Here is a 26,223-nt window from a genome sequence, read left to right as displayed (position 1 = left end):
CCGTCATGGGGTGGGATAAAGCCGCCGCCATGCGCACAAAAACTAGCCTGCGCGCCAGCAGCGAACCTCACTGCCCTGGGCCGTCGACTGCATCGGCTGTTGCCGCTCGCATCCCGCGGCCGCCAGCGGGCAGCGTTCGCGGAAAAAACAGCCCTGCGGTAATACGCGATTGCTCGGCAGCTCCCCTTTCCGATCCTTCACTTCGCTGTCCAGCGAACCGTCGACGCGCGGCACCGAATCAAGCAGCAGTTTGGTATAGGGATGCTGCGGCGCAAAGAGCACCTGCTGCGCATCGCCCAGTTCGACAATCTGTCCGAGATACATCACCGCCACCCGATCGCTCATATGCCGCACCACCGACACGTTGTGCGAAATCAGCACATAGGTCAGTTGGCGCTGACGCTGTAATTTCACCAGCAGGTTGAGGATTTGCGCCTGTACGGAAATATCCAGCGCCGACGTCGGTTCATCCAGCACGATAATGTCAGGCTGCGAAGAGAGCGCGCGGGCGATGGAAATCCGCTGCCGCTGTCCACCGGAAAAAGCATGGGGCAGCCGATCGAGATACTCCGGGCGAATACCGACCAACTCGGCCAGCTCCACGGCCAGTGCGCGGCGCTCGCGTTCACGGTTATGTTCCTGTAGCCAGACAGGTTCGGTGATGATGCGCCATACCGGTAAACGCGGATCGAGCGAGGAGAGCGGGTCCTGAAACACCATCTGCATGCCGCTGCCCAGCCACGAATAAGGGCTTCGGGCGCGAAAACACTCACCGCTGGCGGGCGATAATATCCCCATCAGCAGTTGGGCGAGGGTGCTTTTACCGCAGCCGGATTCCCCGACGATGCCTAAGGTTTCGCCGCGAACAATGCGTAAATCCAGACCGTTGAGCGCATGTACCCGCTCGGTGACTTTGCCGCGCCAGTTTTTGCGGGCGGGAAAATTGACGTGAACATCCTGTAACTCCAGCAAGATTTCAGACATACGCCACCTCCCGTTGCGGATGCCAGCAGGCGGCGCGTTGTCCGCTGGCGCCGCAAGATGTTAATGCCGGCTGTTGCAGGCAGCGTTCGTCTGCGGCGCAACAGCGTTCGCGAAAGGCGCAGCCGGCCGGCATCGACGCCAGGTTGGGCACCGTGCCCGGAATGGCGGGCAATACGGCGCGGGGCGCCGATGTCTCCGGCGCGCAGCGCAGCAGGCCGATTGAGTAAGGGTGCACAGGACGCTTAATCACATCCTGCGTCACGCCGCTCTCTATCACCCTGCCGGCGTACATCACATACAACCGATCGCAAAGCTGGGATACCACCGCCATGTCGTGACTGATAAATAATACCGAGGTGCCGCTGGCGCGCGCCTTTTGCTGCAACAGACGCAGCACCTGGCGCTGTACGGTGACGTCCAGCGCCGTGGTCGGTTCATCGGCGATAATCAGCGCCGGATCGCAGGAGAACGCCAGCGCGATCACGACCCGCTGCCGCATGCCGCCGGAGAGTTCAAAGGGATAGCGATCCATCACCTGCGCCGCGTCGGAAATTTGCATATCGCTCAGCAGGCTGACGGCTTTCTCCAGCGCCGCTTTGCGGGACAGGGGCTGATGCTGACGGATCACGTCGGTCATCTGCCGTCCGATACGACGCGTCGGGTTCAGCGCGGTCATCGGCTCCTGAAAAATCATCGCCACTTTGGCGCCGCGCAACCGACGCATCTGTTTCTCGTCGGCGTTGAGCACATCCTGACCCAGCAAGGTCAGGCTGCCGCCGTTGATGCGATAGCTATTGGGCGGCAGCAAGCGCATCGCCAACATCGCGGTCACCGACTTGCCGGATCCCGACTCCCCCACCACGCCGACGATTTCGCCGCGCTTCACATGCAGCGAAACCTCATTAAGCGCCTGAACTTCGCCGTTATAGATGGGGAAACTCAGCTGCAAATTATCGATATTCAGAACGTCGTCGTGCATTAGTGTCGTCCCCCGCTTTTCGGATCGAGCAAATCGCGCAAACCGTCGCCGAACAGATTGAAACCGACGGCGGTAATCAAAATCGCCAAGCCGGGAAAGGTGCAATACCACCACTGGTCGAGCACATAGTTGCGGCCGTTAGCCACCATCGCGCCCCATTCCGCCGTTGGCTGCTGGGCGCCGAGACCGATGAATCCCAGCGTCGCGGCCATCAGGATGGCGGTGCCGATATCCAACGAAGCCTGCACAATCAGCGGCGGCAGCGCATTGCGCAGCACATGCCAGCTGACCAGATGCCAACGGGTGGCGCCGAAGATTTTGGCCGCCTGAATGTAGGCCAACTGGCGCACCACCAGCGTTTGTCCGCGCGACAGGCGAACATAAAACGGAATGCGCACGATGGCGATGGCCAACATCGCATTAAATAGACTGGGGCCAAGCGCGGCCGCCAGCGCCATCGTCAGCACCAGGGAGGGAATCGATAGCATGATGTCCATCACGCGCATAATCAGCGCATCGGCCCAGCCGCCCAAAACGCCGGAAAAGCAGCCCAGCAGCGAACCAATAATGCCGGAGAACAGCACGACCGCCAGCCCGGCGGCCACCGATTGCTGGCTACCGATCATCACACGGCTGAACAGATCGCGCCCGACCTCGTCGGTGCCGAACCAGTGCTGCGCCGATGGCGGCTGCAGGCGGCTCGCCAGATCGATGGCGTTCGGGTCCGCCGGCGTTAGCCAGGGCGAGAAAATCATCAAAAAAAGCATGACCAGCATAATGACGCCGCCTATCAGCGTCAGCGGACTGCTTTTCAACAGCCAGAAGCGTTTACCCCAGCGTTGCTGGCGCTCGCTTTTAACCGGCGCGGCAGTCGCCTCATTGGTCAACATCATTCTGCCCCTCCACGCGCAATACGGGGATCAATCCATAAATAAAGGAGATCCACCACCAAGTTCACCGCAACATACGCCAGTGAAACCACTACCGCGAAGCCCATTACCGCAGGGAAATCAAGCGCCTGAATAGAAGACACCACATAAGCGCCCATGCCCGGCCAGGAAAAAACGGTTTCGGTCAAAACGGCGCCGTACAGCAGGTCTCCCAATGCCAGCCCCAGCACCGTGACCGACGGGATCAGCGCATTCGGCAGCGCATAGCCAAGAATGACGCGCCAGGCGGGCAGGCCGCTGGCGCGCGCGGTGCGAATATAATCCTCGCTGAGCTGCTCCAGCATGGCGGAACGGATCTGGCGCGCCACAATGCCCAAATGCACGAAGGCCAGCGTCACCGCAGGCAAAATCAAATGCTGCAGGCTATTCCAGAACGCCTCGCCATCCTTCGCCAGCAGCGCGTCGATAGTATAAAACCCGGTGACGTGCGCCGGCGGGTCCAGCCAGTCATCCAGACGACCGCCGCCCGGCAGTAGGTTAAGTTGGCCGTAAAACAGCACGATAACCCCCAGCCCCAGCCAAAATGCGGGGGTTGAGATACCGGTGAGCGCCAGCAAACGCACCATGTGGTCGAGCCAGCGATTGCGGTACACCGCGGAAAGCACCCCGAGCGGAATCCCGAGCGCCAGTGCCAGCAGCAGGGCGAAAAAGGCCAGTTCCAGCGTGGCGGGAAAGAAAGTCCGCAGATCGTCAAGCACCAGACGGCCGGTGCGGATGGACGTGCCCAAATCGCCATGCAGCAAATCGCCGACATAGCGGATAAACTGCACATACAGCGGCTGGTCCAATCCCAGTTGCTGGCGAATATGTCGCACCATCTCATCGCTGGCGCGATCGCCGGCCAACAGACGGGCCGGATCGCCGGGGATAAGGTGGGAAATAATAAAGGTGATGACGCAAACCCCCGCCACCACGAGTATTAGCCCCCAACAGCGCTGGCGTAAAATACTCCAGAAGGTCATATTGAAGCCCCCAGTAAAAAAGTAACGCCGTTCAGTGGCGTCTGGACGCGCACCCTGTCGTGTCGCTGATCCGCATTCCCCGAAAAAGAAGGGTCAGGCGTCTGACCCGGCGATTGTCGCTTAACGTTTGCTGTCAACGTCCTGACGAAAGAAACGATATTCCCCAAGGCCTTCGCATCCGTTTATTTATCCTTGTTCGTTATTACCGGGATTCCCCGCCTGCGCGGGAAATAGCGACGCCGGGCTTTTTATTAGCGGCGCCGGTTATTTGCTCATGGCCGCCACATTAAACACCTGCTCCAGCATCGGGTTGTACACAAAGCCTTTTACGTCTTTATTCATCGCCACCTGATAGTTTTTCTGGAACAGATAGACATACGCCGCTTCGTCGATCACGATCTTCTGCGCCGCCTGATAATCTTTGATGCGTTCCCCCTGATCGACGGTGGCGACGGCTTTCTTCAACAGACCGTCGACGGTTTTGTTGTCATAGAATGAGCGGTTGCCCGGCAGACCTTTCTTATCCGACTCGAACCAGTAGTTCATAAACATGTAGGGATCGGCAAAATCAGGACTCCAGTTGCCGATGGCGATGTCGTAATCTCCTTTGCCTACGCGATCGCGCATGGTGGCGTTGGCCAGTTTTTCCAGCCTGACGTTAATGCCCAGGGTTTTGAGGCTTGCCTGCGTGGAGATGGCGATCGGTTCCCAGCTGGGATCGCTGTCCGAATAGAGGAACGTCAGGCCGGCGGGCTTATCCGCCACCTTGGCGTAAGCGGCTTTGGCTTTCTCCGCATCGAGGCTGTACTGCATGGCCTGCGGATCGTAGCCCCATAGCCCATCCGGAATGGCGCCGCGCATCTGCTTGCCGTTGCCGCCGAGGATGCCGTTCACCATGCCCTGATAATCCGTCGCCCATGAGACGGCGCGCCGTAAATCGACCTGATTCAGCGGCGCTTTACCGTTATTCAGATAGAGATAGGTGACGCGCAGGGACGGATGCTCTTCCACCGCGACTTTCCCTTCTTTTTTCAGCGCCGCCAGCTGGTCGACCGGAAGCGACTCGGCGATATCGATATCGCCGCGGGAAAGCTGCAGGCGACGGGACGCGCTCTCGCCGATAATCTTGATGGATACCCGTTTAAAGGCAGGTTTCGCGCCGCCGTAATGCGGGTTGGGTACCAGCACCAGCTGCTGCCCTTTCTGCCAGCGCTGCAACATATAAGGCCCGGAGCCGGCCGTATTCTCGGCCAACCAGCCTTTGGCGTCATCGGCGCCATGTTCTTTCAACATCGTCGGGTTAATAATCGCGGCGCCGTCGTTAGCCAGGGTATACAGGAACGGCGCGAAAGGCGCGCTGAGGGTAAAACGAACCGTCAGGGGATCGACCACCTCCACGCTTAAATCTTTCGGATAGGCTTCCGACGGCCCTTGGCCGATTTTCAGCAACCGCTCAAACGAGAATTTCACCGCGTCGGCCGTAACGGGCGTACCGTCGGCAAAGCTGGCGCCGCTTTTCAGCTTAAACGTCCAGACTTTCTGGTCGTCGGATGCTTGCCAGCTGTCGGCCAAATCGCCTTCCACCTCCGTCGCACCTTTTCCATCCACCGTTTTATACTGCACCAGACGCTGATAGGCCGGATAGGTAACCGTCCAGTCATTATTATCGATGGTCACCGCCGGATCGAGCGTTTGCGGATCGGCGGCCTTGCCAATCACCAGCATATCTTTCGGCACCGCCGCCAGAGTAGGCGTGATACTCATGGCAATCGCCACGGCAATCAGCGCCGGCCGAAACAGCGAAACAACAGTGTTGGTCATCTTCATGGCTGTACTCCTGGTGTCAAGATAGGTAGGGTGCCGTGGCCTTTTGCGGCGCGATACAGCTAAAACGGTCGCTTAATAACGGATAGGCCGCGGAGTCGGGCAGTTCAAAGTGCCACCATTCGCTGCTGATACCGACAAAACCGCCGGCAAACATGATGGCGTTCAGCAATAGACGATTACGTTGCGCCGCAGGCAGCACATCAGGGTGATAAGGGTGAGAGCATTCATGCATTTCATCAAAGCCGGTGCCCATATCCAGAACTCGGCCGTCGGCATCAATCAGGGTGACGTCAACCGCGGTGCCGCGGCTGTGATTGGAACCGAGTGGAACTTCCATCACATACTTCGGGTCCGGACAGGCCAGCCACAGATACTCTTGCGCCTGCTTTGGACGGTAGGCGTCGTAAATTAACAGCGTGAAATTCGCCAGCGCGGCGATCTCCACGCAGCGCATCAAGGCGCTTGCCGCGTCGGGATGGAGTAAACAGCGATTTTCGCTATAAATGATCTGGCCCGTAATATTGTCCGGCGTTGCATACTTCATATCGACTTCCACCTGTGATATGGAAGAGAAAACATCAACTAATTCAATTTGTTGCGTCATATACAGACCTTGTTTAACGTTCAAATTGCCCAAACTCCTCCTGCAATTGGCGGTTCAACGCCAGGCGCGGGCCTAAACGCTCGCCAAGCCGTTCCACCACGGCCGAAAGCAGCAGGTTAAACAGGCAGCTCAGCGGAGCCAGTGAATCCCAGAAATGGCCGGTATCGGTGTGCACCTGTAATAAATCCATCGGGTAATCCCGCGCCCACGGACACCAGATATCCGTCACCAGCGCCAGCGGCAGGTTGCGCTCGCTGGCGGCCCGGCAGTACCGGCGGGCCACCGCGGAATAGGCGCGCGTATCGGTCACCACCAGATAGGGTCGGGAGAACTCCGAGTTGAGCGACTCCACCCAGGTGCCGGATAATCCGTCGACATAGCTGACGCGCGGGCGCAGGTATTCAAGGTGACTGAAAAACACGTTGGCGATGCCGCGAGTGGATTGGATCCCCAGCACAAAGACCGCTTCCGCCTCGGCAAGCTGCTGGCTCACGCGAGCAAAGGTTTCGCTTCGGGCCAGCTGATAAACGCGGGTGATGGCATCCAGCTCAAGCTGAAGCGACTGGGAAAAACGTTCGGAGGACGCGGGCTGTTGTTGCCATGAATCAAGACGATCGGTTACGCCCCAGGGCCGGTAGGGAATCTCCGGCACCGTGCGCAAACAGCTTTTGGCATCCTCCAGATTACGGTAGCCCAGCTTGCGTAAATATCTGCCCACGGTAATGCCGGTGGTTCCCGTGGCTTTGGCGATGCTGTCCGCAGTTTCAAACGGAATCTGTTCAACATGCGTGAGCAGCCAGGCGGCGATACGCTTGCCGCTTGGCGTTTGCTGACTAAAACTTGCCTCAATCTTTGCGATTAACTCCGTTTTTTCCGCCATTTCCCGCCCCGATGTTATCTTGTTGTCATCAATAGAACTTTTGTTATACGAATAACAATGCAGGGGGCGTGCCAATTTTTTCCCGGCGCTAAAACCGCCTTGCAGCGGTAGTTGTTCGCCTTTTCGGCCAAGAATACGGTGTTGAAAGCGCAAAATTTGTGCAGGTTCGATCCATGTTGGTGCACATCGGTCGGCGAAAATCCGTCGGTCGGAATAGCGGCGAATAACTCAATATCATTCGTCGGCCAATGTATTTTTATAAAAAACGAATTATTTTTATTAAGTGACTCGACAGAGGAATAAATTAACTATCGCTATCTCTCCCCGTACTAAAAATAAAAATAGAATATTTTATATTTAACGTGATCGACTTTATTGACAATAAAGTTTGCGCATTGATTACGAGTCGATTCATTGTGAACGAATGATTCTCGCTTGTTTCTACATTTAATCAAAAACCTTCGATTAAATAGCAACAACAAAAATAGGCGGGATGATTTAAATCACACAATTAATTAATGATAAGTCGCTATATTCTTTATACTTCAAGTTGCTTGTGCGCTGGCTGCGCCTCATCACTCGAATTCCTGACGACCTGTCTGCAACGAGAATTATTCGGAGCATAGACTGTAACTGTATTTATTATTAAATATAACGCCATAAAAAGGATATATCATTATGTATAAAACCTTATTTAAGCCTAAAAGGATCATTTGTTCAATTCGTGGATATTCTTGTAAAAGTGTTGACCTTGCAATGAACAAGGCCGGCATTCGTGATACTGCCAGGGCGTTATATCAGTATTAATGCTGTTGTTCGCACCTTAAAAAACTCGCGCCGCGATATGTAACCACACTTCCACTGGATAATCTCCAGATTCAGCTTATCTGCGAAGTTGATGAAATGTGGTCATTTGTTGGCAATAAAAAGCAGCAACGCTCGCTATCATCCAAACGTGAAAGTCCGGTCTACTTGTTCGATGAGAATCGCAGCCCCTGGCTCTGTATCCTGTAGCAGCTTCATCAATTCCGATCGATGTAATGCTGCACCCGAAGTGGACTGACCCCACCCCGGTAGACGATCCTGCCCTATAGGGCCTCGTTCGTTCATCGAACTGAATGACCCGCAATCTGACCCACAAATTCCCCGATACGAAGGGATAAATCAAAACGCATCGGAAAAGATTTTCACGCCAACTTATTGAATCGCAACAACATAGGGATTGATAAGGAGGCATAAAAAAGGAAATGTGGTGCCCGGACTCGGACTACGCCGTAGGCGTTGAACAGCGCGGTTTACGCGCTGGCCCCAAAGGGGTGAGCCGCTTGCGGCGAATAATCGAACGGAGTTCGATGGAGAGTCCATACTCCAGATAGCAAAAAACCAGCCATCAGGCTGGTTTCTTTAATAAGTGGTGCCCGGACTCGGAATCGAACCAAGGACACGAGGATTTTCAATCCTCTGCTCTACCGACTGAGCTATCCGGGCAACGGGGCGCATTAAACCGTATTGGTTCCGCGCCGTCAACGGCTTTATGGGAAAACAGCGCTGACTGGTGACTTTTCAGTCAAAGACACGCTATCTGATATATATCAAAGGACTGGCTTAACTCAACGCGCCGTTTTGGCGGCAACACGCGATGCGCAACACGTCTTCCGCCAACCGTTTGGCGACGGCAATATCGGTTATTTGACGCTTCACCAGCAGTTTGCTCAGGCAACCCTCCAAAATCAGCTCCATCTGCTGTGCGACCATCGCAGGATCGTCTGTTTCCAATTCGACCAGCAGCGCCTTAGTGTAGTGGTAAGACGCCTGTTTTTGTTGCTCGGCCAGTTGGTGGATAGGGTGGTGAACGTCAGGGTAAAAACTGCAGGCTGCGATGAATAAACAGCCCGGGTAGCGCCCTTGTTTAACCGCTTCGTGCAGGACGTGATAACGCGCCAAGAGCTTTTGCTCGACATCACGCGATTCGTCCAGCATCAGTCGTCTGCGCCAACCATCGATTTGCTGGCTGTGATAGCGCAGGCTGTCATACAGCACCGCTTCGTCATCCGGCCAGAAGGGAGCCAGCTCGTCCACAGAAATGTGCAGACTGTCGGCCAGTTTTTCCCGTGTCATGGCGGTGAAACCATGCTGTTCCAGCAAGGTCAGCGCATGCTCCAAAACTTTTTCCCGTTGCATGGGGCCCCCTCTCAGTGCGTGACCGTTAATCAACAAGTGTCGTTGACGGAGATAGTTTCTGCAAATGCGATCGGAACTGCGCCGCGTCCATAAAACCAGTAATGCGCGACCCCGGAATTTCTTTGCCAGAGGCGTCGAAAAACAGAATGCTTGGCAGGCCCAGTACCTGCAACCGCGTCAGTAGGGCGTTCTGCTCGGGCGTATTCGCCGTCACGTCGGCTTGCAGTAGCCGCAGGCGCGACATTTGACGCTTAACTTCGCCGTCGCTGAATGTGACCCTCTCGAACGACTTACAGGCCGCGCACCAGTCGGCATAGAGATCCAGCATAGTTATCTTGTTGCTGTCGCGAAGCGCGGCATTCAACTCATCCACAGTATTAATCGGCGAGAAAGCGGTGCCGGAAGAGGATTCGGTAGGCGATGTGGCCGAGGTGAACACCCAGTCTTGTATTGGTCGTACGGAGATAAGCGCGCCGAGCAGTAATAAGACCTGTAGACCCCGAATCCATCCGCCTCGCCCACGGAGACTGAGGGCGAACGCCCAGCCGAAGAAGGCGACGCCGAGGAGTCCCCATAGTCGCCAGGCCCAATCGTCGCCGAGCAGACGCGTCAGCAGGAATACGGGTAGCGCCAGCATCGCGAAGCCACAGGCCTCTTTAATGTGGTTCATCCAGGGGCCGCTCTTCGGGAGGATGCGGTTGCCGAACAGGGTGACGCCGATTAGCGGCAGCCCCATCCCCAGCGCATACAGGTATAGCGTACCGCCGCCTGCCAGCATATGGCCGCTTTGGGCGATATACAGCAGCAGCGCGCTGAGTGGGGCGGTGGTGCAGGGCGAGCAAATCAGACCAGCGAGCGCCCCCATCAAAAAGACGCCATACAACGAACCGCTTTCCTGTCGGTTACTCCAGTCAACGAGTCGCGTTTGCATGGCGGAAGGTAACTGCAGGTTAAAGAGCCCGAACATGGAAAGCGCCAACAGAGTGAACATCAACGCCAACCCTATTAACACGTAAGGATGCTGTAACGCCGCCTGAAAGCGCAGACCCGCCGCCGCCACGACCAATCCCAGCAGCGTATAGGTGAGCGCCATGCCTTGCACATAGGCGAAGGCCAGCAGCAGAGTGCGTCGAGCGGAAAGGCGTTCCCGCCGTCCCAGAATCAAGCTGGAGATCAGTGGGTACATCGGCAGCACGCAGGGTGTAAAGGCGATCCCGATACCAATCAATATGGCCCACCACGGCGAAAACGGCAGCGGTGGCGCGGTAGACAACTTTTCCCCCGTATCCCATTGGCTAAGCGGGATGCTGTGCTGCTCCGGCGGATAGCAGAATCCGGCATCGGCGCAGCCCTGATAGCTGACCGTTAAGGTGCTGCCCTGTGGGATCCCGTCCAAAGGAATATTCAGTTGCAGGCGGTTTCGGAAAATATCGACCATGCCGAAAAAAGCGTCCTGATGACGTTCGGCCGCCGGAAAATCAACCTGTGTGAGCCTTGTGCCGCCTGAGTGAATCACTATTTTTTGGCGATACAAGTAATAGCCGGAGTGGATGATCCACTGAAGTTTTAACTGCTTCCCCTGTTGCTGGAAGTCGAAGACAAACGCCTGCGCGGCGGGTAGAAAACGAGACGTTTGCGCACGTCCGAAGGGGTTGTCGGCAGGTGCGACAGCGGTAAAAAGCAATGTGCCGAATAGGATAATCAGCGTAAAGAAGCGTTGAGCCATGAGAGATAATCGTTATCGCCGTCGTGAACCGGGAGCGCCAATAATTCCGGCGTTTGGTAGGGATGCTGCTGTTTCAGCAACGTAAACAGGTCTTGAAGGTGCGCCTGATCGCTTTTCAGCATCAGCTGGATTTCCTGCTGTTGCTCCAGTTTACTTTCCCAGCGATAAAGCGACGTGGCGCCTGGCAATAGCGTGACGCAGGCCGCCAGTTCGGCTTCCAGCGCGGCGGCGGCTAACTCTCTGGCGCTGGCGTCGTCGGGAGCCGTACACAGTACCACCACGGCGTCGCAGGCATTGGGTTCAGACATAATGACCTCAGCAGCGGAAACGTGAAATGTCGCCACACTATACCTTGAGGCCAGCGTGAGCGTAAGCGCGGATCGTGTTGAAAATAGACGCTTCAGGAAGTGGGGGAAGGTCACAGAATCTCCCTTCGCCGCCGAGTGTCGGGGCGAAGGGAGCGGAGAAGGTTACTGCGGTTCGTTTTCGTCAGTGTAACGTTTTGCTTTGTAGGCCGGGTGCATCAGGTTCTGTACGGAGAAAATATCGTCCAGCTCAGCTTCGGTCAGCAGGCCGCGTTCCAACACGACTTCACGTACGCTTTTTCCGGTTTCGGCGCAGATCTTACCGACGATGTCGCCGTTATGATGACCGATAAACGGGTTAAGGTAGGTGACGATGCCGATAGAGTTGAATACGTAGGACTCACAGACAGACTGATTGGCGGTGATGCCGTTCACGCATTTTTCCAACAGGTTGTAGCAAGCGTTGGTCAGAATGTGGGTGGACTCAAACATGGCCTGTCCGATCACCGGCTCCATCACGTTCAGCTGTAGCTGGCCTGCTTCGGCCGCCATCGTGACGCAGGTATCGTTGCCGATCACCTTGAAGCACACCTGATTGACTACTTCAGGAACAACCGGATTGACCTTCGCCGGCATGATGGATGACCCGGCCTGCAACTGCGGCAGGTTGATTTCATTAAGACCGGCGCGCGGCCCGGAGGAGAGCAGGCGCAGGTCGTTACAAATTTTCGACAGTTTGACCGCCAGGCGTTTGAGCGCGCTATGCACCATGACATAAGCGCCGCAGTCAGATGTGGCTTCAATCAGGTCTTCCGCGGAAACGCAGGGCAGGTGGCTCACTTCGGACAGTTTTTGCACAGCCAATTGTTGGTAGCCGTCCGGCGTGTTCAGCCGGGTGCCGATCGCCGTCGCGCCCAGGTTTACCTCCAGCAGCAGTTCTGCGGTGCGCAGCAGGTTTTTGTTCTCTTCCTGCAGCAGAATGTTGAAGGCGTGAAACTCCTGGCCCAGGCTCATCGGCACGGCGTCTTGCAACTGGGTCCGTCCCATTTTCAGGATGTTTTCAAACTCTTTAGCTTTGCGCTCGAACCCTTCTCCCAGATGCGTGTTGGCATCAACCAGTTTCAGGATCGCGTTGTAGAGGGCGATACGGAAACCGGTCGGATAGGCATCGTTGGTCGACTGGCACTTGTTCACGTGATCGTTGGGATTGAGGTATTGGTATTCGCCCTTTTGGTGTCCCATCAGTTCGAGACCGATGTTAGCCAGTACTTCGTTGGTGTTCATATTCAACGAGGTGCCTGCTCCGCCCTGGAAGACGTCCACCGGGAATTGATCCAAACATTTGCCGTTGTTGAGCACTTCGTCGCAGGCGCGAATGATCACGTCGGCGATTCTACGCGGGATGGTCTGCAGTTCGCGGTTGGCCATTGCCGCCGCCTTTTTCACCATCACCATGCCGCGGACGAAATCGGGGACGTCGCTGATTTTCTGATTGCTGATGTAAAAGTTTTCAATAGCGCGAAGGGTATGGATGCCGTAATAAGCATCGGCGGGTACTTCTCGGCTGCCTAACAGATCTTCTTCGATACGGATATTGTCTGACATAAAGAGCCTTCTCTTACTCTTCTATAAGTTAGCATTTATACAGCTTATCGTAATGCATTTTCCCATTCGGGATGGTGTATTTGACCGATACTAACGGCTATCGCATTATTATATTCTTAACCTGTACGTGAAATAGTCGCCTTGATCACATCTGGGCATTCCATTGTCTGTCTCCTGAGTGAATCGTAACGAATAGTCACGCCGTGTGACTATAGGTAAAAACGTTAGCAGCCAAAAAAAACACGCGCATAGGTTGAAAAGTAGCGTATGAGCTACCATTTCAACCGTAATGTAACGAGATGATGGGCGCGTTGAATGCGCACCGAGAGCTGTTTATGACTGCGCCGATAGCATATTACGAGCGCTGGTTTTAGGAATATACTTTTTATTAATACGTTAAATATCAATTACAGGAGCACCGGGTGCGCTGGATACCTTTAATACTGATTTTCCTGTTGGCCTACATTGAAATTTTCATTTTCATCCAGGTCGCCCATGTGCTGGGTATCGCCATTACGCTGCTGCTGGTGGTGTTTACCTCCTGCCTCGGCGTTTCACTGGTCCGCAATCAGGGAATCAGAACCTTTATTCAAATGCAGCGAAAAATCGAAGCGGGAGAAAGCCCGGCGGCGGAAATGGTGAAAAGCGTTTCGCTGGTGATGTCGGGATTTCTGCTGCTGGTGCCGGGGTTCTTCACCGACTTCCTCGGCCTGCTGCTGTTGCTGCCAGCGTTGCAAAAGCATCTGACGCTGAAACTGATGCCGCATTTGCATCTCTGGCGTTCGCGCTCGTCGGGTCCGGACGGAGCGCAGGGCGATGTCTTCGAGGGCGAATATCAACGTAAAGATCAACGCCCTGAACGCATCGAAAAACATGATGAAAATGACGACCGCTGATTCAGGCGGTCTTTTTTTATTAGCTATTTGATCTGTTGAGTTTTTTTCACAGACCGTGAAAAAGTGCGAACAAAGAGAAAAAATTTTACCTTTCTCCCTTGAAGCCCGTCGAAACGTCCCCACTTACTTTTGCACCAGGTCGGATATAAAAGCATATCCGGCATGTTACCTAAACTGACATGGACTTTCTCAAAGGAGAGCTATCAATGAAAATTCGTCCATTGCATGACCGCGTTATCGTCAAGCGCAAAGAAGTTGAATCAAAATCAGCTGGCGGCATCGTTCTGACCGGTTCTGCAGCGGGGAAATCTACCCGTGGCGAAGTCCTGGCTGTAGGTCATGGGCGTATCCTGGAAAACGGTGAAGTTAAACCGCTGGATGTGAAAGTTGGCGATACCGTTATTTTCAATGATGGTTATGGCGTGAAGACAGAAAAAATCGACAACGATGAAGTACTGATCATGTCCGAAAGCGACATCCTGGCAATCGTTGAAGCCTAATCGTGCGTAATCCTCTGAACTGAACGAATTTAAGGGAAACAACCAATGGCAGCTAAAGACGTAATTTTCGGTAACGACGCTCGAGTAAAAATGCTTCGCGGCGTGAATGTACTGGCTGATGCAGTTAAAGTCACCCTGGGGCCGAAAGGTCGTAACGTAGTGCTGGATAAATCCTTCGGCGCTCCGACCATCACCAAAGACGGCGTGTCCGTCGCCCGCGAAATCGAGCTGGAAGACAAGTTCGAAAACATGGGTGCTCAGATGGTTAAAGAAGTGGCTTCCAAAGCGAACGACGCTGCGGGGGACGGTACGACTACCGCTACCGTACTGGCGCAGTCCATCGTCAACGAAGGTCTGAAAGCCGTTGCCGCGGGTATGAACCCGATGGATCTGAAACGCGGAATCGACAAAGCCGTTATCGCCGCGGTCGAAGAATTGAAAAAACTGTCTGTGCCTTGCTCTGACTCCAAAGCCATCGCTCAGGTAGGTACCATCTCCGCTAACGCCGACGATACCGTGGGCAAGCTGATTGCCGAAGCGATGGAAAAAGTCGGTAAAGAAGGCGTGATCACCGTTGAAGAAGGCACCGGCCTGCAGGACGAACTGGACGTGGTTGAAGGTATGCAGTTCGACCGTGGTTACCTGTCTCCTTACTTCATCAACAAGCCGGAAACCGGTTCTGTTGAGCTGGAAAGCCCGTATATCCTGCTGGCTGATAAAAAAATCTCCAACATCCGCGAACTGCTGCCGGTACTGGAAGCTGTTGCCAAAGCAGGCAAACCGCTGCTGATCATTGCTGAAGACGTGGAAGGCGAAGCCCTGGCGACTCTGGTGGTGAACACCATGCGCGGCATCGTGAAAGTCGCGGCTGTGAAAGCACCGGGCTTTGGCGACCGTCGTAAAGCCATGCTGCAGGACATCGCTACGCTGACTGCGGGTACCGTGATCTCTGAAGAAATCGGTCTGGAGCTGGAAAAAGCAACGCTGGAAGATCTGGGGCAGGCTAAACGCGTCGTCATCAACAAAGACACCACTACTGTAATTGACGGTATCGGTGAAGAAGCGACTATCCAGGGCCGTGTTTCTCAGATCCGTCAGCAGATTGAAGAAGCGACCTCTGATTACGATCGTGAAAAACTGCAGGAACGCGTAGCGAAACTGGCTGGCGGCGTTGCGGTCATCAAAGTCGGTGCGGCTACCGAAGTTGAAATGAAAGAGAAAAAAGCGCGCGTTGAAGATGCCCTGCACGCGACCCGTGCCGCGGTTGAAGAAGGCGTGGTTGCCGGTGGTGGTGTTGCGCTGGTTCGCGTAGCGAATGCAATCCGTTCACTGACTGGCGAAAACGAAGATCAGAACGTGGGTATCCGTGTTGCGCTGCGCGCGATGGAATCTCCTCTGCGTCAGATCGTCGCCAACGCCGGTGAAGAGCCATCTGTTGTTGCCAACAACGTGAAAGCGGGCGAAGGTAACTACGGTTACAACGCCGCTAGCGAACAGTACGGCAACATGATCGACATGGGTATCTTGGATCCGACCAAAGTAACGCGCTCTGCTCTGCAGTACGCTTCTTCTGTCGCTGGCCTGATGATCACCACCGAATGTATGGTGACAGACCTGCCGAAAGAAGATAAAGCAGACTTAGGCGCTGCTGGTATGGGCGGCATGGGCGGTATGGGCGGCATGATGTAAGATGCGTTAAGCATCGCATCATCGCTTAGGAGGCGGCTGACGGCACCTATAACGCCAGCATCCCTCCAAGCCCTGATAGCCAATAAAGAACGACCGGGTCAACATTACCCGGTCGTTTTTTTATGTCTTGCCGCGGTTCGTCTTGTTTACGCTGTCATTCAACTCAAGTCGACGATCAGCGCTGCATCAGGCTACTAAGTTTTATTGACTCAAATTCAATTTTTTAAGCTACGAAACAGGCGGTTAAATAACCCTTACAATTGGGGGGGGAATAAATGAAAGGCCGTGGCTGTCGCGAGCAAAAAAACTGTCTAATAGATGGCAGGCTAAATTGTTTTTGAGGATCACCATCGGCGCGAAATATAGCGAAGAGGGTAATTAATCAATGAAACGGCAGAATCTTTAGGGAGACAGTTCATGCTTTCCCAGTTGCCCACAAACCAAAAACTATTTCTAAGGGGGGCGATTGTCCATTGCGAAAGTATGGTTTTTTGTCCCTATAATCAAACAATTAGCAATTTTTATCGCAAACTGCTCTAATCCCGAAAGGTGAAAATAAGCCACGCTATTAATAGCGGGATTTTTATTGTATTAATAGCCCATAAGGCGGGCAATGGCGCGTGAATATGCCATGGCGTGATGGCATTGAAATATCATGAAATTCGGATGAGCGGCCGGTGATAACGCTTGATCCTGACTTCTTTGGCTCGATAACGCCATATTTGCTTCCGGCGCGTTTAATAGCATAACGAGTGTATGAAAATCATGCAGATCATTAATCCCAAGGGCATAACAACTCATCAATGCGCTATTCTACGCTACAATGGAAACCGTTTACTTTATTTACTAAACCCAAGGCGAGGAGGGGGCAATGACAGATGAGACGGTAGATCTCCTGCGCCCGGTGACCTGGTGCGAGTTCACAGATGTCCCTGCCGCAGTCGCCGAATGGCTCGCCTATCGAGACTCAATGACTGCGCGATTGGAGACCCATTGCCGGCGTCTCGACGTGGAGGTCTCCCACGAAGGTTTTATCTCGCCATCGGCCTTAGGGGAGGCGTTGCCGCTATTGCCCGTCAGCGAACGCTTCTGGCTTCGGGAAGTGACGCTGTATGGTGACGGTAGACCTTGGTTATTTGGCCGTACGGTGATCCCTGAGCGCACGCTGCAGAAATCAAACCAAGCGTTGACGCAGATTGGGCGTGTGCCTCTCGGACGATATCTGTTTCAACACGGCGCGCCGGAACGCGACTTTATCAATCCCGGACATCGCGGCGATCTGTGGGCTCGCCGTTCACGACTGCGGTTGGCGGGCCATCCTTTATTGCTGACAGAAATTTTTTTGCCTGATTCCCCTATTTATTCTCCGCTCAGTTCTGATGCTGAACGGTAGAGAGGAGACGATGAGTTGGAACGAATTTTAACGACGGGACGATGGATGGTGTATTGTCGCCTGATGCGGATCGATAAGCCGATAGGCTCTCTGTTGCTGCTGTGGCCGACGCTGTGGGCGCTATGGTTGGCGGGACGCGGCGCGCCAGCAAGCTGGACACTCTGTGTGTTTGTGCTGGGCGTATTCCTGATGAGAGCTGCGGGTTGCGTCATTAACGACTACGCCGATCGCCATTTTGATGGTCATGTTAAGCGTACCGCATCGCGACCCTTACCCAGCGGCATGGTCAGTGAGCAGTCCGCGAAAACGCTGTTCGTGATCCTGGCGCTGGTCGCCTTTGGGCTGGTGCTGACGTTAAACTCCACGACGATCTGGCTGTCGGTCGTCGGGCTGGCCTTGGCCTGGGTTTATCCCTTTATGAAGCGGTTCAGCCATCTGCCTCAGGTTGTGCTGGGCGCGGCTTTCGGTTGGTCGATCCCCATGGCCTATGCCGCCGTTAGCGAGTCGCTACCTGTCAGCTGCTGGCTGATGTTTTTCGCTTATCTGTGCTGGACCGTGGCCTACGACACCGAGTATGCGATGGTCGACCGCGATGACGACCTCAAGATCGGCGTGAAGTCGACGGCTATCCTGTTCGGTCGTTACGACACCGTTATCATCGGCGTGCTGCAACTGTTGATGCTGGGGGCGATGGTAATTTTAGGGCGTATTTCCGACCTCGGCGCAGTGTACTATGGGTCGTTGCTGGCGGTAGCGGGGCTGTTTGTTTATCAGCAGACGCTGATAGCGGGGCGGGATCGCGATAATTGCTTCAAGGCTTTTCGCAATAACAACTTTGTAGGGATGGCGCTGTTCGTCGGGATAGCGCTGAGTCTCTAGAGAAAGGCCTGCGGCCGACTTGCCGCAGGCACATGCCGTATTATTCCACTTGTTTATTCTGTTGCACCGTCGGCGCCGTTACGACTACGGCGGGGCTTTCGATCGTTAACCTGACTTCCGGTGTAATCACGTCGCCCAAAATCGCATAGATCGCCTGCACTTTTTCCAGCACGGCATCGCCGCTGTCGCTGATATATCCTTCGCTGCGCAGCGTATTGACCAGCGTAGAAAAGACCGCTTTATCAAAGAACTCCGGCGCGTTGATACCGTGCAGGAGGGACAGGCGCTGCGCCATCGCACGGCTTTCTTTCTCCAGCGTACCGCGATTGATCGTCGGGTCGCCCTTCAGCAGCAGGAAGGTGATGGCGTATCGCTGTAGCGTTTCGATAACGCCAGCGGCCAGCAGCTGCAATGGGCGGCTACGCTCGCTATTCGGCGTCAGGTTTTCGCCGTCTAACTCGATCAAGCGTTGATTCGCCAGCTCGGACGTCAACGCCTGCAGGACATCGGCCAATTGCGCCGTTTCGTAATGCAGGAACAGCTCCGCTTTCAGCAACGGATAAATCAACGTCACCTGGCGTAACAACTCGGTCTGAGTAATGCGCCGATGGTGCACGATAATGCTGGCGACCAGAGAAGGCAGGATCAGCAGATGCTGAATATTGTTGCGGTAATAGGTCATCAGCACAGCCTGATCGCTAGGAAGGCTGATGATGGTACCCAGCTTGTCGTTTTCGACCGTAAATTTGTCCATCTTCAACGCATGGTCGATCAGTTCGGCAGGCGTCTTGTTCGGCGTCGTCGTGTTTTCGGTATACGGCACGTTGCGCATCAGTTGCAGATAGCATTCTAGCTGTTCTTCCAACTGCGTACGGGTCATTGCGCGCTGGGGCGACACCAGAAGGGCGGTTGAACACAGATTCATGGCGTTGGCCGCCGCAGCGTTGTTGATACGTACCATGATGTCGGAGGCAATGTCCTGCACGGTAGGCGTCAGCCAGGCGGGGCGCTGCGCTTCGATTGGGTCGATGGCGTCGCGCCACTGCGGAACCTTGTTGTTGAGATAAGTCATCAGCGGCAGCGGTTCGCCAAAGTTGACGTAACCCTGTCCCAGATTACGCAGCTTGCGAAGTCCGCGCACCATCTGGAGAAACCCTTCTTTTTCCTTGGTGGCGCCGCGCAGCTCTTTGGCGTAAGTGCCAACTTCCATCACATGCTCGTAGCCGATGTAAATCGGAACCAGCGTAATGGGTCGCGTGCCGCCGCGCAGCATGGCCTGAAGCGTCATAGCCAGCGTGCCTGTTTTTGGATCCAGCAGGCGACCGGTGCGCGAGCGTCCGCCTTCCACGAAGTACTCTACCGAATAACCACGGGTGAACAATTCGCCGAGATACTCGCGGAACAAGGTGGAATAAAGTTTGCTGCCTTTGAAGGTTCGGCGGATGAAGAATGCGCCGAGGCGGCGGAAGATAGGACCCGCCGGCCAGAAGTTCAGGTTGATTCCTGCGGCAATGTGCGGCGGCACCAGCCCCTGGTGATACAGCACGTAAGAAAGCAGCAGGTAGTCCATGTGGCTGCGGTGACAGGGAACATAAACGATTTCATGGCCGTCTTGAGCCAACTGCCGAACGCGTTCAGCGTTATGGACGTTAATCCCTTGATACAGCCGGTTCCAGGTCCAGCCCAGTACGCGGTCCGTCAGACGCACCGCTTCATAGGAGAAGTCGGCGGCGATCTCTTCCAGCATCGCAATTGCGTTCTGCTGGGCTTTCTCACGCGAGATTTTCTTGGCTCGGGCTTCGTCATCCACCGCTTTGGCGATGGCTTTCGATGACAGCAGTTTCTTGAACAGCTCCTGTCTGACCGGCAGGCGCGGACCGACGGCGGCCAGTCGCAGACGAGCGAAATGCATACGCGCCACGCGAGCCAGTTTGTGGGCGATGGAGTTATCCGTGCCGTGCTCTGTCGCTATATAGCGTAGGGATACTGGCGTTGAGAAACGAACGAAGCTGTCGCGTCCCAGCCACAGAACCGCAAAGAATTTTTCGATGCCGTTCAGCAGGCGCAGCTGAGGCGCTTCCTGCTGATGCCCTTCGCGCCCAGGCGAGCGGCCGAACATGACTGAAACCGGCACCATCTGGACATCCAGCGACGGATTATCGCGATGCAGATCCAGATAGTCGTGGAAAAGCTTGATGGATTTCTCTTTGGGCACATAGTAGCGAAATACGCGCGGGCCATTATTGACGAATACGTAGCTCGGCAGCGCTTCCCCGTCGACAATCAAGGGTTCGAGTGGGTCCTGCAGCCCCAGCGCGAGGCACTTTTCACGCAGCGTCAGTAAGTCTGCTTTGGAATTGTAGGGCAGAACGTAGAAAATAGGACGTGTAGGATCGATATCCAGCTCAGCGATCGGATCCAGAGGAATAATTTTGCTCTTTACCAAAAGTTTTAGAGGGAAATTCAATAGCTTATAGTATATTTTACGCCAACCTGACATAACAACTGAGAACCTCTTATTAGCAATGCGCCGCAAGGATAACAGAAACCTTATCGGATATCTGTGGTCATGAGACAATGGGGTAACGCCAAAATTGCGTTCGAAACTAAATAAAAAGGGAGTAAGCAAGGATCATGAATAAGGCGACCGGGATTACCCGCCTTGTCAAGGCAACGGGCTATTCGTTGCAAGGACTCAAACAGGCATGGAGGCATGAAGCGGCCTTTCGTCAGGAAACCATTCTTACTCTGGCAGGCATCATTATTGCCTGTTGGTTGCCAGTTTCAATATTAGAACGGTTATTGTTGATTGGCGCGGTAGTGCTGATTGTGATCGTCGAGTTGCTGAATAGTGCTATCGAAGCCGTGGTGGATAGAATTGGCAAGGAATATCATGAGCTTGCGGGGAGAGCGAAAGATTTTGGGTCAGCTGCGGTGCTGGTGGCTTGTCTGTTGGCGGCCGTGGTCTGGGGTGTCTTGCTGTGGGGCCATTTTGCGTGATGGCTCTCATGAATGACGCCAAAAAACAAGGCATAACGCGATTTCTCAGTTCCCATAGGCAGTTTCCCTGTATATACTCACAGCGAAACTGTATAAACAACCAGGGGGCGGAATGAAAGCTTTAACGACCAGACAACAAGAGGTTTATGATCTTATTCGCGATCATATTTCACAAACCGGTATGCCACCCACCCGAGCAGAGATCGCTAAGCAGCTGGGATTCCGCTCTCCTAATGCCGCTGAAGAACACCTAAAAGCCCTATCCCGTAAAGGCGTGATTGAGATTGTCACCGGTGCATCCCGCGGTATCCGTCTATTGATGGAAGAAGAGTCGCTCGGTCTTCCCTTGATTGGTCGCGTTGCAGCAGGGGAACCTCTCCTGGCTGAACAGCATATCGAATGTCATTATCAGGTCGATCCGACCATGTTTAAGCCAAATGCCGATTTCCTGCTGCGAGTTAGCGGTATGTCGATGAAAGACATCGGTATTCTGGATGGCGATTTATTGGCTGTGCATAAAACGCAGGATGTTCACAACGGTCAGGTTGTTGTGGCGCGCATTGAGGACGAAGTCACGGTAAAACGATTGAAGCAGCAGGGCAACAAAGTGCAACTGTTAGCTGAAAACAAAGATTTTTCACCTATCGTGGTCGATCTGAGCAAGGAAAATTTTTCTATTGAAGGACTAGCCGTCGGCGTCATTCGCAATAGCGACTGGAGTTGATAGGCCTGCTTGCTGAACGCCCCGTTTATGCATCTTCCGTTACGTTTGGTCTTTCTTGCTGAACGTAACGGGCAAAACCGAAGCAAAGCCAAACATTATTCACCGCCTCAGTCCCTTCTCCCACCTCTAATTTTTTCCTAAGATTCCATTCTCAGTATCGCCGTTCGACACTGATAAGGCCGACTCTGAAAACGATACGCTGCTCAGCGTTTTTTGATGACGATACTGTGGTCGTGGTTGCAGCTGTCGCGATGGTCGCAGGCTTCGATTTTCCTGCACTCAACGCACATACCGTGCGCTTCGACTACACTGTGGCGTAAGGAGAATCCCGTCTGGACCGCGATCTGCCGCAATATCTCTTCGATGCCTTCCGTGGGGCTTTCCGTTACCTGGCGACAACGGTCGCAGATAAATAGCGCCGAGGTATGGCTGTGTTCTTCGAAATGGTGGCACAGCACGTAGCTGTTGGTGGATTCCACTCGGTGGATAAATCCTTGTTCGAGCAGGAAATCCAACGCGCGGTAAACGGTGGGGGGCTTAGCCTGAGGTTCAGCGACACGGAGCAGATCCAACAAGTCGTAAGCGCTGATGGCGCCGGGCTGTTGGGCCATCAGACGCAGTACTTCCTGACGCTGCGGCGTAAGTCGCACGTTGCGTTGCTGACATAGTCGTTCAGCCTGAGCAAGAAGTTTGGTCGGATCGGTTGAATCCATTGCTGTAACCCTGAAGAAAAGTGGTGAGGATAATGGTTTATCTTACCATGACTCCGCAAAAACGCCGAGTCAGGCAGGGAAAGCGCTACACCACCAAATCGATCAGCAGGGCCCGCCCCGGCGTTTTCGCCTGCAGGGCGATGGCCGTTTCCTGTTGGATAAAAGCCCCGTCGCCGCAACGCAGCATTTTGCCCTCATCGACTTGGCAGCGGATGCCAAACTCACCGTGAATAGACTGAACGTAGGCGCGGTTTCCCTTCAAGGCATGCGTCAGCGATTCTCCTGCGGCCAGATCAAGATGGTAAACCCAGACCTGTTGTCTTAGGTGTAGGCTGCCATTTTCATCATCTGGGGAAGCCAGCAACTGACAGTGCTCGCCGTTCAGAGACATACGCTGTAGCGAGAGGTTTTCGCGCGTCGGACAGGCATCCAACCATAGCTGAATACGGGTCAGCGGTATGTCGTTGGCAATATTCTGTTCGCTATAGCTGAGGTGGGGCTGGGTCGCCAGCAACATGACGTCGCCGGCTTTAGCCTGCGTGTGGCTGCCGTTATTGTCCCGATATTCGGCTTCGCCTTGCAGAAGAATATTCAGGATATCGACGCGCGGATAGGTCCGCGCCTGGAAGGCGGCCTTGGGCGCCAGGACTTCCTGATTCAACACGCGTAGCGAGCCGAATCCCAACAGGTCAGGGTCAAAATAGTGGCCGAAAGAGAACGTGTATCGTGCCTGCAGCCATCCGTAGTCAGCCTTGCCGCATTGCTCTGCTGCTCTGCTAATGATCATGGTGTCAGGCCCTCATAATTATTCGACCTTACAAAGGTAATAGGCTGGACGGTTGATTGTTAGCTAGTTAATCTGGTGAGGACGTTCAAAAATCCTGAATGAGAATATTTATGTCGAAAGATCGGGCGTTAACATTGGAAGCGTTGCGGGTGATGGATGCTATTGATCGTCGGGGTAGCTTCGCCGCCGCGGCAGATGAGCTGGGAAGAGTGCCTTCAGCGCTGAGCTACACCATGCAAAAGTTAGAGGATGAACTGGACGTGGTTTTGTTCGACCGCTCGGGTCATCGCACTAAATTCACCAATGTGGGAAGGATGCTGCTGGAACGTGGGCGAGTTCTGCTGGAAGCGGCCGATAAGCTGACGACGGATGCCGAAGCGCTGGCTCGCGGTTGGGAAACCCATGTCACCATTGTCGCGGAAGCGTTGGTGCCGACGGAGCGACTTTTCCCACTGCTGGACAAGTTGGCGCAAAAAGCCAACACGCAGGTTTCTATTCTGACCGAGGTACTGGCAGGCGCCTGGGAGCGGCTGGAACAAGACCGTGCCGACATCGTGATCTCTCCGGATATGCATTTCCGTGCAACGTCCGAGGTTAATACGCGCAAGCTCTATTCGGTGAAAAGCGTCTATGTCGCTAGCCCGGATCATCCCATTCATCATGAACCCGAACCGCTGTCAGAGGTGACTCGCGTCAAATATCGAGGCATCGCCATTGCTGATACCGCCCGCGACCGCCCTGTGCTCACGGTGCAATTGTTGGATAAACAGCCTCGGCTGACGGTGAGTACCATGGACGATAAACGCCGGGCTTTGCTCGCCGGGCTAGGCGTTGCGACGATCCCTTACGAACTGGTGGCGCAGGATATTGCTGAAGGGCGGCTGCGGGTAGTCAGCCCGGAAAGCACCTTCGAGAGCCAGATCATCATGGCCTGGCGCCGCGACAACATGGGCGAAGCCAAGTCGTGGCTGCTACGGGAAATCCCCAAAGTATTGCGTGATTCCTGATGAGCGCCAACTGAAAGGACGGCAATGCGGGCGCCCCCCCCCGGTTCTGCCGTCACGCTGAGCCTTTACTGGGCATTAGAGGCGAAATCGGCTCTCTCGGTCGTGCGGTTTTGTTAACGATAACTCCGGGCCGATGGAGATAATGCCGCAGGGGTTAATCGTGGCATGGCTGCGGTAATAGTGGTGGCGAATGTGATCCATATTAACCGTGTCAGCGATACCTGGAAGTTGATAGATATCCCGAGTAAAACCGTACAAATTTTCATAATCCGTCAAACGCCAGCGGTCGCACTTGAAATGGGTGTGGTAGACCGGGTCGAAGCGAACGAGCGTGGTCCATAGCCGCAGGTCGGCTTCCGTTAGACGTGAGCCGGTCAGATAACGCTGTTGGCTCAGCCGTTGTTCCAGCCGGTCCAGCGCTTCAAACAGTTGCGCGACTGCCTCATCGTAAGCGCTTTGCTGCGTGGCGAAGCCCGCCTTGTAGACGCCATTGTTAACCTGAGGGTAAATCCATCCGTTCAACTCATCAATCTCCTCACGCAGCGCCAGCGGGTAGTAATCTCCCGGTGTCGCGCCTACCTCGTCAAACGCCGTATTCAACATGCGGATAATATCCGCCGACTCGTTGCTGACGATGGTTTGTTGCTGCGTATCCCACAATACGGGTACGGTCACTCGGCCGCTATAGTCCGGCTTGGCGTGCAGGTAGAGCTGATAAAGGTAGCTGTGTTGATAGAGTCTGTCGCCGGTAGCCTCTGGAAAATCGGTCGCGAACGTCCATCCGTGTTCTAACATCAAAGGGTGCACCACGGAGACGCCGATGTACTTTTCCAACCCCTTCAGCTTGCGAATTAACAGCGCCCTGTGCGCCCACGGGCAGGCGAGCGAAACGTATAGGTGATAGCGTCCGGACTCTGCGCGAAAGCCGCCTTCGCCGCTGGGACCGGGGCGACCGTCGGGCGTCACCCAATGGCGGAATGAGGTTTGCGGACGTTGGAAATGCCCCCCTGTTGACGAGGTGTCATACCAGGTGTCGTGCCATTGCCCTTCAACTAATTGTCCCATCGTGCTCTCCTCCCCAAAGTGATATCGCGCTGAACGCCAGCTTATATCGGCTATCTCTTGAGCCACAACCCGCCAGCGTGAAACAGCTTGAAAACTGTGGTGTGGCATTTCACACGGCCGGTTGCAATAAGTACAGCACGACTGTTCTGGGTATTACCACCTCTTATTCAATAGGCGGTCGAGACTGTAAGCGCCGGGTCCAGTGACGAATAACAGGAGGTAACCACCCGAAATGGATAGGTTTTTCATAAACATCAGTTCATTACCCGCTTGCGCAAAATCGTGGTGGAAAATAAGCGCGGTAAGAAGAGTAAAAATTGCCGTCGAGACGGCGGCGATGCGAGTGAGAAATCCGAACAGGATTGCCAGCCCGCCGCCCAGCTCCAGAAGAATAGTGAGGGGCAGCAACGCGCCGGGTACGCCCATCGCCTGCATGTACTGCTGAGTGCCGGCGTAGGCGTCGCCCAGTTTGCCGTAACCGGCGTAAATGAACAGTATCGGCATGAGTATACGGGCAACTAATATCAGGATACTGTCTGATTTTTTCATCAATTCTCTCTCCGGTCG

At 54.5% G+C, this 26,223-nt stretch carries 24 protein-coding genes, 1 tRNA gene and 1 pseudogene; 9 read left to right on the top strand and 17 right to left on the bottom strand.

All coding sequences use genetic code 11. The features are described from left to right. Positions 1–42 precede the first annotated feature (42 nt). The 7 genes from BLU64_RS14120 to BLU64_RS14090 all read right to left on the bottom strand — a co-directional run bounded on the left by BLU64_RS14120 (position 43) and on the right by BLU64_RS14090 (position 7,186). Positions 43–984 (bottom strand): ABC transporter ATP-binding protein, encoded by a 942-nt coding sequence (locus tag BLU64_RS14120; RefSeq protein WP_074729117.1) that lies wholly within the window; start codon positions 982–984, stop codon positions 43–45. Continuing rightward, a complete protein-coding gene (locus BLU64_RS14115) occupies positions 977–1,963 on the bottom strand; it encodes an ABC transporter ATP-binding protein (RefSeq protein WP_026742032.1) in 987 nt (328 codons plus the stop codon). Before BLU64_RS14115 ends, BLU64_RS14120 begins: the two co-directional genes overlap by 8 nt. Next, the gene (gene ddpC / locus BLU64_RS14110; protein ID WP_026742033.1) at positions 1,963–2,856 is read right to left on the bottom strand and encodes a D,D-dipeptide ABC transporter permease; all 894 of its coding nucleotides are present in this window, start codon (positions 2,854–2,856) and stop codon (positions 1,963–1,965) included. Before ddpC ends, BLU64_RS14115 begins: the two co-directional genes overlap by 1 nt. Beyond that, positions 2,853–3,875 (bottom strand): ABC transporter permease, encoded by a 1,023-nt coding sequence (locus tag BLU64_RS14105; protein ID WP_026742034.1) that lies wholly within the window; start codon positions 3,873–3,875, stop codon positions 2,853–2,855. The genes ddpC and BLU64_RS14105 overlap by 4 nt, the downstream gene beginning before the upstream one ends. Positions 3,876–4,139: 264 nt before the next feature. After that, positions 4,140–5,702, bottom strand: a complete 1,563-nt coding sequence (locus tag BLU64_RS14100) for an ABC transporter substrate-binding protein (RefSeq protein ID WP_074729115.1) — start codon at positions 5,700–5,702, stop codon at positions 4,140–4,142. Between the two features lie 16 nt (positions 5,703–5,718). Continuing rightward, the gene (ddpX, locus tag BLU64_RS14095; protein ID WP_026742036.1) at positions 5,719–6,306 is read right to left on the bottom strand and encodes a D-alanyl-D-alanine dipeptidase; all 588 of its coding nucleotides are present in this window, start codon (positions 6,304–6,306) and stop codon (positions 5,719–5,721) included. A gap of 13 nt (positions 6,307–6,319) precedes the next feature. Next, positions 6,320–7,186, bottom strand: coding sequence for a MurR/RpiR family transcriptional regulator (locus BLU64_RS14090; RefSeq protein ID WP_026742037.1), 867 nt, complete (start codon positions 7,184–7,186; stop codon positions 6,320–6,322). 744 nt (positions 7,187–7,930) lie between these two features. Here BLU64_RS14090 and BLU64_RS17040 point away from each other — a divergent pair. After that, positions 7,931–8,131 (top strand): annotated as a pseudogene (locus tag BLU64_RS17040) (IS1-like element transposase); the annotation flags it as partial. A gap of 467 nt (positions 8,132–8,598) precedes the next feature. On the opposite strand, the gene BLU64_RS14085 reads toward BLU64_RS17040, so the two are convergent. The 5 genes from BLU64_RS14085 to aspA all read right to left on the bottom strand — a co-directional run bounded on the left by BLU64_RS14085 (position 8,599) and on the right by aspA (position 13,003). Continuing rightward, positions 8,599–8,674: transfer RNA gene (locus tag BLU64_RS14085), tRNA-Phe, on the bottom strand. A 117-nt stretch (positions 8,675–8,791) separates the two neighbouring features. Continuing rightward, positions 8,792–9,367 (bottom strand): division control transcriptional repressor DicD, encoded by a 576-nt coding sequence (gene dicD, locus BLU64_RS14080; RefSeq protein ID WP_026742038.1) that lies wholly within the window; start codon positions 9,365–9,367, stop codon positions 8,792–8,794. A 25-nt stretch (positions 9,368–9,392) separates the two neighbouring features. Further along, entirely contained in the window at positions 9,393–11,093 is a 1,701-nt protein-coding gene (locus tag BLU64_RS14075; protein WP_026742039.1) for a protein-disulfide reductase DsbD, read from the bottom strand. Then, positions 11,069–11,401, bottom strand: coding sequence for a divalent cation tolerance protein CutA (gene cutA / locus BLU64_RS14070; RefSeq protein ID WP_026742040.1), 333 nt, complete (start codon positions 11,399–11,401; stop codon positions 11,069–11,071). The genes BLU64_RS14075 and cutA overlap by 25 nt, the downstream gene beginning before the upstream one ends. Positions 11,402–11,563: 162 nt before the next feature. Next, positions 11,564–13,003 (bottom strand): aspartate ammonia-lyase, encoded by a 1,440-nt coding sequence (gene aspA / locus BLU64_RS14065; RefSeq protein WP_026742041.1) that lies wholly within the window; start codon positions 13,001–13,003, stop codon positions 11,564–11,566. A gap of 422 nt (positions 13,004–13,425) precedes the next feature. Between aspA and BLU64_RS14060 the strand changes: the two genes are divergently transcribed. The 5 genes from BLU64_RS14060 (at position 13,426) to ubiA (ending at position 18,360) form a co-directional block, all read left to right on the top strand. Continuing rightward, positions 13,426–13,899: an FxsA family protein gene (locus BLU64_RS14060; RefSeq protein ID WP_074729113.1), complete on the top strand. Its 474-nt coding sequence runs from the start codon at positions 13,426–13,428 to the stop codon at positions 13,897–13,899. Between the two features lie 206 nt (positions 13,900–14,105). Beyond that, the gene (locus BLU64_RS14055; RefSeq protein ID WP_026742043.1) at positions 14,106–14,399 is read left to right on the top strand and encodes a co-chaperone GroES; all 294 of its coding nucleotides are present in this window, start codon (positions 14,106–14,108) and stop codon (positions 14,397–14,399) included. 45 nt (positions 14,400–14,444) lie between these two features. Then, positions 14,445–16,088, top strand: a complete 1,644-nt coding sequence (gene groL, locus BLU64_RS14050; protein WP_026742044.1) for a chaperonin GroEL — start codon at positions 14,445–14,447, stop codon at positions 16,086–16,088. Positions 16,089–16,959: 871 nt separating this feature from the next. Further along, positions 16,960–17,481, top strand: coding sequence for a chorismate lyase (ubiC, locus tag BLU64_RS14045; RefSeq protein ID WP_026742045.1), 522 nt, complete (start codon positions 16,960–16,962; stop codon positions 17,479–17,481). Positions 17,482–17,496: 15 nt separating this feature from the next. Next, positions 17,497–18,360, top strand: a complete 864-nt coding sequence (gene ubiA, locus BLU64_RS14040; RefSeq protein WP_074729109.1) for a 4-hydroxybenzoate octaprenyltransferase — start codon at positions 17,497–17,499, stop codon at positions 18,358–18,360. Between the two features lie 40 nt (positions 18,361–18,400). Here the strand turns inward: ubiA and plsB are convergent, their stop codons facing one another. After that, positions 18,401–20,860: a glycerol-3-phosphate 1-O-acyltransferase PlsB gene (gene plsB / locus BLU64_RS14035; protein ID WP_074729107.1), complete on the bottom strand. Its 2,460-nt coding sequence runs from the start codon at positions 20,858–20,860 to the stop codon at positions 18,401–18,403. A gap of 131 nt (positions 20,861–20,991) precedes the next feature. Between plsB and BLU64_RS14030 the strand changes: the two genes are divergently transcribed. Continuing rightward, a complete protein-coding gene (locus BLU64_RS14030) occupies positions 20,992–21,360 on the top strand; it encodes a diacylglycerol kinase (RefSeq protein ID WP_026742048.1) in 369 nt (122 codons plus the stop codon). 112 nt (positions 21,361–21,472) lie between these two features. Beyond that, on the top strand, positions 21,473–22,084 hold the full coding sequence (gene lexA / locus BLU64_RS14025) for a transcriptional repressor LexA (RefSeq protein WP_026742049.1): 612 nt from the start codon (positions 21,473–21,475) through the stop codon (positions 22,082–22,084). 203 nt (positions 22,085–22,287) lie between these two features. On the opposite strand, the gene zur is transcribed toward lexA, so the two are convergent. Both zur and BLU64_RS14015 read right to left on the bottom strand, forming a co-directional pair. Continuing rightward, positions 22,288–22,797, bottom strand: coding sequence for a zinc uptake transcriptional repressor Zur (gene zur, locus BLU64_RS14020; protein ID WP_026742050.1), 510 nt, complete (start codon positions 22,795–22,797; stop codon positions 22,288–22,290). Positions 22,798–22,882: 85 nt separating this feature from the next. Further along, positions 22,883–23,584 carry a pirin family protein gene (locus tag BLU64_RS14015; RefSeq protein WP_026742051.1) on the bottom strand — a complete coding sequence of 234 codons (702 nt, stop codon included), beginning with the start codon at positions 23,582–23,584 and terminating at the stop codon, positions 22,883–22,885. 110 nt (positions 23,585–23,694) lie between these two features. On the opposite strand from BLU64_RS14015, the gene BLU64_RS14010 reads away from it, so the two are divergent. Beyond that, entirely contained in the window at positions 23,695–24,591 is an 897-nt protein-coding gene (locus tag BLU64_RS14010; protein WP_026742052.1) for a LysR family transcriptional regulator, read from the top strand. Between the two features lie 75 nt (positions 24,592–24,666). Here the strand turns inward: BLU64_RS14010 and BLU64_RS14005 are convergent, their stop codons facing one another. After that, on the bottom strand, positions 24,667–25,656 hold the full coding sequence (locus tag BLU64_RS14005) for a glutathione S-transferase family protein (RefSeq protein ID WP_026742053.1): 990 nt from the start codon (positions 25,654–25,656) through the stop codon (positions 24,667–24,669). Between the two features lie 153 nt (positions 25,657–25,809). After that, on the bottom strand, positions 25,810–26,205 hold the full coding sequence (locus BLU64_RS14000) for a DoxX family protein (RefSeq protein WP_026742054.1): 396 nt from the start codon (positions 26,203–26,205) through the stop codon (positions 25,810–25,812). Positions 26,206–26,223 lie beyond the last annotated feature (18 nt).

It is taken from the genome of Lonsdalea quercina (assembly GCF_900107885.1).
Lineage (GTDB): Bacteria > Pseudomonadota > Gammaproteobacteria > Enterobacterales > Enterobacteriaceae > Lonsdalea > Lonsdalea quercina.
Note: the sequence above shows the minus strand (reverse complement) of the source record. Positions and strands in the feature narration are given on the sequence as shown.